The organism is Oleiharenicola lentus (assembly GCF_051660365.1).
Taxonomy (GTDB): domain Bacteria; phylum Verrucomicrobiota; class Verrucomicrobiia; order Opitutales; family Opitutaceae; genus Lacunisphaera; species Lacunisphaera lenta_A.
Window position 1 is genome coordinate 2537090 of record NZ_JBOZXB010000001.1, and the last position, 11791, is coordinate 2548880.

Annotated in this window: 8 protein-coding genes; 2 read left to right on the forward strand and 6 right to left on the reverse strand. The window is 62.9% G+C overall.

What is annotated here, in order from left to right:
• Nucleotides 1–26: 26 nt before the first annotated feature.
• Entirely contained in the window at nt 27–299 is a 273-nt protein-coding gene (locus tag ACRRQW_RS09655; protein ID WP_438481134.1) for a hypothetical protein, read from the forward strand.
• 27 nt (nt 300–326) lie between these two features.
• Here the strand turns inward: ACRRQW_RS09655 and ACRRQW_RS09660 are convergent, their stop codons facing one another.
• The 6 genes from ACRRQW_RS09660 to ACRRQW_RS09685 all read right to left on the reverse strand — a co-directional run bounded on the left by ACRRQW_RS09660 (nt 327) and on the right by ACRRQW_RS09685 (nt 9589).
• Nucleotides 327–734: a hypothetical protein gene (locus tag ACRRQW_RS09660; RefSeq protein WP_438481135.1), complete on the reverse strand. Its 408-nt coding sequence runs from the start codon at nt 732–734 to the stop codon at nt 327–329.
• Nucleotides 735–767: 33 nt separating this feature from the next.
• Complete coding sequence (locus tag ACRRQW_RS09665; protein ID WP_438481136.1) at nt 768–1118, reverse strand: hypothetical protein; 351 nt, start codon at nt 1116–1118, stop codon at nt 768–770.
• 6 nt (nt 1119–1124) lie between these two features.
• Nucleotides 1125–2675 carry a hypothetical protein gene (locus tag ACRRQW_RS09670; RefSeq protein WP_438481137.1) on the reverse strand — a complete coding sequence of 517 codons (1551 nt, stop codon included), beginning with the start codon at nt 2673–2675 and terminating at the stop codon, nt 1125–1127.
• Nucleotides 2672–4501 (reverse strand): DNA translocase FtsK, encoded by a 1830-nt coding sequence (locus ACRRQW_RS09675; protein WP_438481138.1) that lies wholly within the window; start codon nt 4499–4501, stop codon nt 2672–2674. Before ACRRQW_RS09675 ends, ACRRQW_RS09670 begins: the two co-directional genes overlap by 4 nt.
• Before the next feature lie 235 nt (nt 4502–4736).
• Nucleotides 4737–5708 carry a response regulator gene (locus ACRRQW_RS09680; RefSeq protein ID WP_438481139.1) on the reverse strand — a complete coding sequence of 324 codons (972 nt, stop codon included), beginning with the start codon at nt 5706–5708 and terminating at the stop codon, nt 4737–4739.
• A complete protein-coding gene (locus ACRRQW_RS09685) occupies nt 5705–9589 on the reverse strand; it encodes an ATP-binding protein (protein ID WP_438481140.1) in 3885 nt (1294 codons plus the stop codon). The genes ACRRQW_RS09680 and ACRRQW_RS09685 overlap by 4 nt, the downstream gene beginning before the upstream one ends.
• Nucleotides 9590–9722: 133 nt before the next feature.
• On the opposite strand from ACRRQW_RS09685, the gene ACRRQW_RS09690 reads away from it, so the two are divergent.
• Complete coding sequence (locus ACRRQW_RS09690; protein ID WP_438481141.1) at nt 9723–11753, forward strand: hypothetical protein; 2031 nt, start codon at nt 9723–9725, stop codon at nt 11751–11753.
• Nucleotides 11754–11791: the final 38 nt, after the last annotated feature.

Genomic DNA, 11791 nt, shown 5'->3' on the forward strand with positions numbered 1-11791 from the left:
GTGCGAGCCTGCGCCAACTGGTGCGTATGGATCTGCCTGAAGACGAACAACAATTTCTGCGTGATGTCGTGAAAGCCTCGCGTCAAAAAATCCACGCGGTGCAGTGGGTGGATCGCGATGGCACGCATCGCAACACGATGCTCTCCGCGCCCGAAGTCACGCGACTCAACACGATCGCGGCACGGTTAAAAGTCCAGAAAGGCGAAGTGTTGCGTCAAGCGGCGCACATTCCGGTGCCGAAATTGACCAAGGCGGCGACGCCTGGAGCGCCAACCGTTCCGCCCGAACCCGCGAGCTGAGTTTCGCGTCGGAAACGGGTTCTGATATTAAGCACTAACGGCGGCGTTCTCTTCTACGAGAACGGCGAGCCGGTGGCCGGCGAGATTGGTGGTTTCGATTAAAGTAACCTGCAAACTTGTGCCTTGGCTCGCGAGCAAGGTGCGCAGCGCGTCGATTTCGTCGTGTTCTTCGACTACGGTTTGGCCGGCGCGACGGTAAGTCACGCGGTAGGCGACCTCGAGGCCCTCGAGTCGACGCAGCGGATCGCGCGCGGCGCTGGCGCGAGTCGCGGGTTTGCGTTTCGCGCGCTGATCAGACGGCAGCGACAGGCGCGTGAACGGATACGGTTCGCCGAGCAGAGCGGAGACGGCGCCTTCGATTTCATGGATGCGCACGAACAGTTCCTCGCGTTGAAGCAAGAGGCCGTTGACCCGAATCTGTTGGTCGCTGCGCATTGAATGGAAGGACGGGAAAAAGCGTAACTCCGCTTATGCTTGCCCGGACGTTTCGTCGCCTTCGTCGGCAGACTCGTCTTCGGTCTCAGTCGTGCCGGTCGGGCGCGCTGATTTTTTCGCGCCGGGTGCACCGCGATTGACGGTGTCGGCTTTCGGATCGAAACCGGCGACGGGCAACGGTGGTTGCGGAAACGGATAAATGCCCGCTTCGCCGACCACGGTTTCGACCTGCACTTCGAGGTCGGCGATGCGCGCGTAGGCGGCTTGGCGTTCAGCGAGCAGCGCGTCGATTTTCACGCGGGCTTCGAGCGCCTGACGGATGACGTCGGCTTCGGCGCCGAGCACGATGTCACGGAAAGTGAGGGTGGTGGGTTTTTTAGCCATGGTGGTTTACTGCCAGAAGAGGCGTTTGAGTTGTTTTAAAAGTCCAGGTTGAGACGCCGCTGACGAGAGCGGAGCGGAAAAAGATTCGCGAGTCGCGGCGGGAATGTGCGATGAAGATTTTTCGACCCGTGTTGCCGGGACCATGGCAACCGGCGCGGCTCCTTTCGTGGGCTTGACGGTGCGCGCGGCAACTTCGCGAGCGGCGCGCACGGCTTGAGCCGCCTCGGCGATTTCTGGAGAAGCGTCGAGCGAGGCGTCGTTGATGAGTTCGTCGGCGGCTTGCGGGTGACGGATCGCGGCGAGGCGCACGGCCGGGGCGCGGTCGCGCGCGAACTCATACAAATCCGCGCGGCGCCAATCGTGACTCGCCACCGCCAGCGCACGCACGCTCGGCAACGGATGGGCGAGCAACCGGCGCGCGAGCGCGGCGTCGGTGAGCACGGCGGGGCGTTGTTGGATGGCCCAGTGCCGGAGAAAATCCGGACTGTGTTCGAGCAGGAAAGGCACCAGCTCGTCGTAAAGTGAATCGCGGTAAGCGAGCGCCGTCAGCACGGCAGGCAAACGCGTTGCGGCGAGCGCTTGCACCTGATCCGTGTTTAACACGGGATTCGTGGCGAGCGCGACGCACACCGCTTCGTCCGCGAGCGCGAGGAAGTAGTCGGCAATGTCCGCGTCGAGCGACGGATTAGCGGCGAGCGCGAGTCGCACGCTGGCCTTGGGGTCTTGCGCGAGCACGCGTTGCAGCGGCAAGGCCAGCGGTGCGCGCGCGGCGACCCACGCGCGTTCCTCGGCTTCGCCAACGGTCACGAAATGCAGCAGTTCAATTGTGTCGGGTTCGACCAGCGCGCGGGCGGTGCGGCGGACTGAAGCGAACGGCGAGAGCAGCAGCAGGTGAGTGACCGGCGCAGGCAAATCCGGACGCGACGCGAGCGCGAGTTGCACGTCTTCTTCATCGCTCGCGGCCCAGCCGAGCAGCAAGTCATCGCTCGCAGTCGACGCGGCGATCGTGTGCGTGCGCACCACCGTGCTGGTGTCCGCGGCGAGCACGAGCGCGACTTCCGCGGGCAAAGTGGATTGCGCGGCGAGGCGGAGCCGCACGCCTGGTGAAGCGTCGGCCACGAGTGCCGCGTGATGTGGAATGCGGAGCGACGAGTTCGTCGCGACGGCGCGGCGGACGGTGACGTTGCGATCTTGCGCGAGGTTGAGGAGTTCACGCGCCGCGAGTTGCGGGTGCGTCGCCACGTGCGTGCGCACTTCGGGGTTTTCGTGCACGGCGAACTCGCTCAGCAAATGCGGCGGGGTGCGCGGATTGGTCGCGAGAAACGGAAACACTTCCGGGTCCTGCGCCGAGCGCGCGAGATTCTCGAGCAGGTGGCTCGGCGAAAGCGGGTAGGCGGCGACGAATTGCTGCGCGAGCGTCGGCTCGGCGAGATCCGCGAGTTCTTGCAACAGCCGTGAAGGCACGGGCGGTTTGCGCAACGCGTTGGCCGTTTTGCGCACGCCGTCGCGACGGAGGCGTTCCACGATCAGCTCGGTGGTCAGGACTTCGGCGCTCATGCTTTGCTCAGACGGAGATCGCCGGGTTGCACGTAGATTTCGCGCGGGTTGGAACCGACTTGCGGACCGATGTAGCGCAATTGCTCCATCTCTTCCATGAGCGACGCGGCGCGGTTGTAACCGATTTTCAGGCGGCGTTGCAGGTAGCTCGTGCTGGCGCGGCCGTTGGTGGCGATGATTTCGAGTGCCTCCTTGATCATCGGATCAGCGCCGGCGTGGAGCGTGTCGCCATCGACGCTATTCGTTCCGCCTGGGATATCCTCGGCGCGCAACTCGACGCGGTAGCGCGGCTGTAATTGTGCTTTGAGCGACGTGACGATCGCCTCGATTTCGCCGTCGTCGACGAAGGGAGCCTGCAAGCGTTGGATGCGGCCAAGTCCGGGCGGGCTGTAAAGCATGTCGCCGCGACCTTGGAGGGCTTCCGCGCCCTTGCCGTCGAGGACGGTGCGCGAGTCGATTTGCGAGGCGACTTGGAAGGCGATGCGCGTCGGGTAGTTCGCTTTGATGATGCCGGTGATGACGTTCACGCTCGGACGTTGCGTCGCGAGGACGGTGTGGATGCCGACGGCGCGCGACATCTGCGCGAGGCGCGCAAGCGGCGTTTCGACGTCCTGCGCAGCCGTCATCATGAGGTCGGCGAGTTCGTCGATCACGAGGACGATGTAAGGCAGTTTTGCGAAACCTTCGGCGCTCGCCTTGGCGTTGTAGCCGGCGAGATTGCGCACGGATTTCTCGGCGAGCACGGCGTAGCGGCGTTCCATCTCGCGCACGAGCCACTTGAGCGCTTGGACCGCTTGCTTCGGGTCGGTGACCACCGGATGAATCAAGTGCGGCAATTCGCGGTAGATCGCGAACTCGACGATCTTCGGATCGATGAGGACGAGTTCGAGTTCGTCGGGCCGGAAACGATAGATCAGCGAAAGGATGAGATTGCTGATACAAACCGATTTACCGGAGCCCGTCGCACCGGCGATGAGCGCGTGCGGAGCTTTCGCAAGATCGCAGAGCACGTGACGACCCGCGATGTCGACGCCGAGGATCAACGGAATCTCGCCGGGCGTAGTGCGCCACGCGGCAGATTCAAACGAGGCGCGCAACGCGAGCGGCGCGGCGTTGCGGTTGGGAATCTCCACGCCCACGAAACCTTCCCCGGGAATCGGTGCCTGGATGCGGACGGCGTTGGCGGACAAGGCGAGCGCGAGGTTCTTTTCGAGGGCGACGATCGATTCAACGCGCACGCCGAACCCTGGCTTGACGCGAAATTGCGTGACGCGCGGGCCGACCACGGCGTCTTGCACAAAGGCGTCGATGGCAAAGCTGTCGAGCGTGTCTTGGAGGATGCGGCGGTTGGTCGCGAGTTCTTCGGGGCTGCTGAAATTTTTCTCCGCGTCCGACGGCGGACGCAGGAAATCGAGGGACGGAAATTGGTAGCTTGCGAGATCTTCGGCGGTGAACGGGGCGGGCGAAGTCGGGAGCTGAGGGTTGAGGGCTGAAAGATGAGCCGCCACCCCAGGCGTTGGCGTGGTAGGTTTTGCGGTGGCGGTGTCTTCAACAGGCGTCGCGGCTGGCTCGGTTCCGGCGAAAGCATCGGCGGAACGCTCGCGGATCGTCTGGCGCACGCTTTCGAGGTGATCCAGCGCGTCTTCGAGTTGGTCGCGCTGGCGGGCTTGGTGATCGCTGCGTTCCTCGAGGCGCAGGCTCAATTCCTCGCGCCAGCGGGCAAGTTGCTGGTTGTCCTCGTCAAGTCGCCGATGCGCAGCCGTCTCGGCCGCCGTGAGCGCGGGCGAAGGGGCAACTGGGGATAGAGGAGTGACGGAGGCAGGCATCGAGCAATGAAGGGGCGCGTTTTACAGGCAGCGGGTCGTGCGCTGCAAGCGAAGCGCAATTATTTTTTGCACCCGCGGAATAGCAGTTGCGGTCGCGCAAATGCGGGCTTTGCACCGGAGCGAATCGCATCGTCATGCAAACGGGGCGGCGTGCCCGCGTTCGCTCTGACTGGGCGCAAACCTTGCTACCAGATAACTGATGATTGCCGGCTGAAGACGATGATTCGCTGGGGGTTCAACCCGGCAGCCCGAGCACTTCCATTGCTTTGATGGCGGCGGCGAGGCGGGTTTCGACGCCGAGTTTGGCGGTGATGTTTTCCACGTGTTTTTTTACGGTCGACGGCGCGCTGCCGAGGATGATGCCGATTTCCGGGCTCGTCTTGCCTTGGGCGATCCAGAAGAGAATTTCGTTTTCCCGCGGGGTCAGCCCGAGTGGGTGCAACATCTCGGGCGAGGGTGGGGGCGATTTCTCTGAAAGATAAACCAGTTGCTGGTTCTGGGGCTGCTTGCCTGGTGCGACGCGGGTGAAGGTGAGCAACGCAGCGCCCTCGGCGAGCACGAAGGTGTCGTCACCGCCGGTGGCGAGCCAGACTTGCACATCTTCCGGAAGTTTTCCGTCCGGTGTTTTCAACTGGTGACGGTCGAGCAGGCGGGCCGCTGACCCCGAACAAAAAAGAATGGCCCCGAACACGCTGGCGACGATGACGGCGCGGTCGAGTGATTGTTCCAGCGTGCGTTCGGCGGCGATGCGTTGCTGGATGGCTTGGTCGAGTCGCTCGTTTTGTTCTTCGAGTGCGGCGTTGCGCTCGGCGAGGGTGCGCTGCGTCGCGCGGAGTTCGAGGTGAACGGAAATGCGCGCGAGCACTTCAGCGGGAGAAATCGGTTTCGTGATGTAGTCCACGGCACCGAGTTCCAGGCCACGCACTTTATCCACAGGATCGCCGAGCGCAGTCATGAAGAACACGGGCACATCTTTCCACAATGGATCGGCTTTGAGCCGCCGACAGGTTTCGAAGCCGTCGATGCCGGGCATCATGACGTCGAGCAGGATCAGGTCCGGCGCGATGTGCGGCAATTCGGCGAGCGCGTGTTCGCCACTTTCGCTCACAAGGACTTTGTAATTCTGGTCGCGGAGGAAATCGAACAGCAGCGCGACGTTATCAGGGCGGTCATCGATGACGAGGATACGGCGGGCGGGTGTGCTCATGGGGTGGTGCGGGCGCGGGCTTCAGTGAGGCGTTGACGAATTTCGGCGGTTTGAAAAGCGGCAGCGAGAGTGTCGAGTTGACGAAGATAATGCTGCCCGACTACGCCCGTGGAGATAGCGTGAGCGATGCGCTCGCGCAACGCGTCCACGTCACCGCGCCGGGCGAGCGCAATCAGTGCGTCGAGTTCATCCGCGGGTGGGAATTCTTCGGGCGCGGGAGCGACGACCGGTGCTGGCATTGCTGTTTCCGGCGTCGTGCTGGCTTCCCGATAGATCCAGTCGAGCGCCAGGAGGCGCCCCAGTGCTTCGAGCAGCTGAGCTTCACTGAAAGGCTTGGGCAGGAAATCATCACAACCTGCGCTGGTGGCCTCGTGCCGGTTGAAATCAAACACACTCGCGGAAATTGCGATGATTGGCAGGTGCCGTGGCAAACCAAGCTGGCGAACACGTGCCGCCGTCTCCAATCCGCCGAGCACCGGCATGCGCAAATCAAGCAGCACGATGTCGGGCTGACGCGCCTGGATGGCCGCAAGACATTCCCTGCCGTCGGCGGCTTGTTCGATAATGAAGCCAAGTGGTTCGAGTAAATCGCGCAACACGTGACGGTTGGTTTCTTCGTCGTCGGTCACGAGGACATGGCGCCGCGGGCCAGCATGGCCGGTGACGGTGCGCAATGTGGCCGCGACCGGCAGGGTGGTCGCAGCCACTTCGGGCAGCGTGAGATCGAACCAGAAGCGACTGCCTTGCCCCGGTGTGCTTTCGACCGCAATGCGACTTCCCAGCAATTCGGTTAGTCGCTGACTGATCGCGAGGCCGAGGCCGGTGCCCTGGATGCCGGCGTTGCCTGGAATGACCTGATGAAACGGTTGGAAAATAGCCGCGAGTTGTTCCGCAGCGATGCCGGGGCCGGTGTCACGCACTTCAAAACGCACACGCCCTTCCACCAGGATCGTGCGCAATATGATGTCGCCGCGCAGCGTGAATTTCACGGCGTTGCCTAATAAGTTAAATAGCACCTGCCGCAGCTTTTGTTCATCGGTCGACACGAGTCGCGGCAGCCCCGGTCCCAGTTCGAGACGGAACGTGAGGCCTTTGTCTGTGGCGCGTTGCTCAAAAAGGTCGGCGGCGCTTTTCACGACACGTGTGAGGGGAAACGTCGTCGCATGCAGGGTCATCTTGCCGGCTTCGATTTTCGCGAGGTCGAGCACTTCGTTGATCATCTGAAGCAGATGCTCACCGTTGCGGCCAACGATGCCGAGTTGGTGGCGGCCTTTTTCGGAGAGACCGGACTCCTTGCGGAGAATTTGCGCGTAGCCGAGGATCGCGTTGAGCGGCGTGCGCAGCTCGTGGCTCATGTTGGCGAGGAAGGCGCTCTTCGCGTGGTTGGCGGACTCAGCGCTGGCCATGGCGTCGCGCAACTCGTGGGTGCGCGTCGCGACGAGTGACTCGAGTTCGGCGTTACGACGGCGGACGGTGCGCATGCGCCAGAGCACCAGCCCGTAGATCCCGAGCCCGCAACCGGCGGCGTAAAGGACGGTAATCCACCAGCGCTGCCACCACGGTGCGAGCACTGCGAAATGAAACTCAGTCGGCACGCTCACCTGGCCATTCGAGTCGTGCGCGCGAACAGTGAGCGAGTGCTTCCCCGCGGGCAGACGTTCGAGCGTAAATTCCGGCGTGGCCCGCGAAGGCGCCCAGGCTTCGTTGTCGATTTTGGTCTCGTAGCGCAGTTGCGACTCGTCGAGCCGGTCGGTGGCAAACGTGAAAATGAGTCCGCGACGCGCGAATGGCAGCGTGAGTGCTGCCGCGGGCGCAAGTGGCAATCGTTCTCCGTCGAGGTTGGTGATTTTCGCGATCCGCGTGGAAAAAGTGCCGGCTTGTGCAAAGGCGGACGGCAGTTCGGTGCGAACGAGCGCACGGCTGCCGCCGAGCCAGACGGTTGAGCCCGTGATCGCGGACTCCTCGAGCACGGAAAGCAAAGTCCCTACGAGACGACTGGTCGTGAAGGGAAGCACCTCGATTTTTCCATCAAGACCAGCGCGTAGAATGGTGGGGGTTTCGTTCACCGTATTTTCACGGGACAGCCAGACTTGGCGTGGTGTCACCGAGGGAAATAATGCCAGTGCGCCGGAGCCTTGGGTGGCGAGGGCGCGGTTGAGTGGCTCAAGGGCTCGGAAACGGAGGTTGGCGCGATCGAAGGAATAGAGTCGGTTGCCCGCGAGAAAGCACGGCGCGCCGTCGCTAAGAACCACGCCCGTTCGCAAGGGTTGCCGGTGGTCGGATAAATCTTGCCCGTCCGAGTAAGGCTCGACGCGCAACGCCATGCCTGCGCTCGCGGTGCCAGCAAGACCGATCACGCGATAAAATCCGTGTGAGGTCGTAGCCGCCCAGACTTCGCCTTGGGAAGTTTCCACTAACTGATGCACCTCTCCAGCCACGCCTCGAACCGCGCCGGTTTCCTGCCAGCCTTCGCTGGTGCGGCGCATCGCAACCAGTCCGCTGGCGGTGCCGGCATAAGCGTAGTCTTTTTCTTGCGATGCGACGAGCAGGCTCAGCGTTGGCCCGGAGTTCAGCGTGACGCGGCGGCCTTCGCTCAATGCGAAGGGCATGATGCTTTGTGCGGAGCCCACTATTAATTCCTGTGGGTGTGCGGCGAGGGCGCTCACGGCGCCGTGGCCGGGCAGTTCGCGCCAAGTGGCAGCGCGCAGTGTCGTGCCGATGAGGCGTGCAGGTTCGAGCATGAACAGTCCGTCTCTCGTCCCGGCGTAGAGGCGCCCGTCGTGGCGTTGCAGCGCAGTAACCGAGCGATGGCCGAGGTTGCGCGATTCGTCGGCGATGCTGACGGGTTCGAGCGAGAAACGCACAATTCCAATGGGTAACGAAACCCACAAGCCGGCCTGCCGGTCTTCGTGCAACAAGGTTGGGCGGGCGAGCGACAGCGCTCTTTCCCCGACCCCAAAAACCTGGCGCAGCTCACCTGCGGAGGAAAGCTGCACACAGCCCCCCGATCTCAGGGCGAGGACGAAGCTGCCGTCGCGCAAACGCCGGCCGTGATCGATGCGCCGGTCGCGCAAGGTTTCACTGAAACCGACTTCCAAATGCTGCCAGCCTGAGGTTGGACTCCAGCGATCCAGCGCGAGCGCCTCCGAAGCAATCAGCCACGCGCCGTCGGCTTGATCGGTCACGAAACTTACGGGCCAGGCGGCGAGTTGGGCGTGGGAGAAAACGACCCGCCAACGAGTGCCGTCCCACGTTTCAAGTTTTTCGGAGCCGGCGCGGTGCACGATCAACTTGCCGTCAGTTGCTGACCAGGTGCGCAGCGGCCCCGTGCGTTCAACGGAAAATTTTCCGGCGTGCCACGTGAGGATGCGATCGGCGGTGACAAAAAAGACGTGGTCGTCCGCCGCATGCACGCGGCGGACTTCCGGCAAAGGACGCGCGTCGGGCGGAAGCTTTGCTTCGATTGAAATGTAAGTGCGACCACCGCGACCGTCGTCTTCGAGGTATCCGAGCTCGTGAGCCGCACCCAGCCAGATGCGATCGGATTGGTCACAGTCTAGTCCGTAAATCGTGCCGGCATTTGCGACGGGGATAGGTGACCACGTATTGCCGTCGTAACGAAGCACCGTGTTTTCGTTGCCCACATAAAGCGCTCCGCCGCGATCCTCGGTCGCACATTCGTAGCGGGTGTTTTGTAGAAAATTTTCCTCGGAAAAAACGCGAAGCGATGCGCGCCCCATTTCGAGCGAATGCGTTTTTACGACGATATCGGGAGCGGAAATCGCCGCGAAGCTTGAGCCCACGACACCTCCCGCCAGCAGCAAGCGAATGCCTTGCGCCCGAAGCCGGCGCAGCCAAGAGCTGGACTGAAACCACGACATGAAGGCGAAACTAGGGCAGGCTGGCGGTGCCTCAATCCTGCAAATCTCATCTACGTCCAAGGACGTAGATGCGCAGGGCGCATGAACATTGTTTTGCACGGATCGGGTGATTTACTGGCAGCCGACGCTTCTTATGCGCTCGCTTCCCTTTAGTTTGCTGACGACTGGCTTTAGCCCCACCCGGGTGCCTTGGCTCGTGAGTGGATTGTTGCTGTGGGCGGGCGCGCTCAGTGAGGGTTACGCGGTTGCGCGGGAGTCGCGCACCGGTGCGGCGAATTGGGCGGAATCGGGGAACTGGCTGCCCTCAGGATTGCCGGGTAAGGAGGACAGTGTGGTGTTGGACCAGAATACCCCGCTGGTAATTCCGGGCGGCCACGTCGAGATCGGACGTTTGGTTATGGGCACGAGCGCCGGTAGCCGCCCGGCGTTGTTGATCGGCAAAACGACCGCGTTGCGCACGCTGGACCGATTGGATTTCGACGGGAACAGTGCGTCGGAAAGCGCGGTGTTCATCGGCATGCACGCACAAGCGGAGGCCTTGGTCACGGTCGCCGGTTTCTGGGAAAGCGCCGCGGGGATCTCCGTTGGACTGCACGGACAGGGGCGACTCGAAGTGGCACCGGGAGCACGCGTGGAAAATTTTCTGTTGATGGTCGGTTGTGCGGAGGGGGCGAGAGGGGAAGCGAACATCCGGGGAACGCTGGAGAATCGCAATGCGTTCAGCGTGGGCGAACGTGGCTGGGCGCACGTGACCATCCCTGCTGGCGGAGAGATGGAATATCACTCCCGCTGGGGCGTCATCGCGTCACATCCGAGTTCGCAAGGCACACTTGAAGTGGCGGGAAAGTTAACGGGCGGTGCGGCGAGCGATTTAGTGGTGGGTAATTCGGGCGAGGGCACGCTCTTGATTCAATCCGGCGGCGTGGTGACTGGGCGACGCGGTTCGATCGCACAACTTGCGCCCGCGCGTGGACGTGCCGAGGTGCGCGGTCTCTGGCGATTGGCGGAAGGTTTGTTTGTCGGCACCGATGGATTCGGGGTGTTGGAAATTGGGCGAGGCGGCCGGGTCGTCGACCGAACCGGTTACGTGGGGTTTAATGCCGGAGCGAATGGCCGGGCGGTGATCGCGGGCGAATGGGAATGCCGGGATGCGTTGCAAGTCGGCTACGGTGCGTCGGGAGAATTAATGGTGTCGTCCGGCGGGCTCGTGCGCACGCGCGACGGGATCGTGGCCAGCGAGCCGCAGGTTATCGCGCGCGCAACGGTGAGCGGACGTTGGGAAAACCGCGGCAGCCTCTTCATTGGACAAGGTGGGGACGGTGCTTTTACCGTCGAACAAGGTGGCTCGGTGGACGCGGGTGGCGCGGGCAGTTTTGTCGGCACGCTCGCTGGATCGCAGGGACGGCTCGACGTGGCGGGTGAATTCCGAAGCGAACGCGATTTGACGATAGGCTACGCGGGCGTGGGTATAATGAAAGTGGCCGCCGGGGGCCGGGTGAAAAGCGAACGCGGGTATGTCGGTCGGCAGCGCCACTCGACCGGACTTGCCGAGATTGCCGGCGAGTGGACGTGCACGGGGGAACTTGGAATTGGCTATGAGGGTGCGGGTGAACTGGTGGTGAATCGCGGCGGCATGGTGCGCGTTGCGCGAGCGGGGTTGGCAAAAACGGCGGGTTCGAGCGCACAAATTACAGTTCGGGGGAACCTTGAAGTCGCCGGCGACTGTGTGATCGGCGAAGCGGGCACGGCGACGGCGATTGTTTATGAAGGAGGCGAACTTACTGCTTCCGTGATACGTGTGCAGACCGGAAGTGCGCTGGTCGTCAATGGGGGAGCGCTGGCCGGGCGACTGGAGGTTGACGCGGGCACCCTGACTTTGCGCGGTCGGATTGCGCTGAGCGTGGAGGCGATGTCTGCAGAGCGTCCGCCCGCGTGGCGGCTCAACGAAGCCAGTATGGTGCTCATCGAAAACGGCGCGCGGGTGACCGTGCAGATTGTCGACTTCGACGCGCTGGCTCCGGGAACTTACGAACTGATCAGTTTGGGGAAAAACTTCCGAGAGGAACCTGGCCTGCGGGATGGATTTCAACTGGAGGCAAACGCGCGCGCGCAGGGCGCGACGCTCGAGTGGACGGGCGAAACGCTGAGACTGCGCGTGCGCTGACCGGCTCTACGCCAAAAGCCGTATTCAGGGCGGTCGCA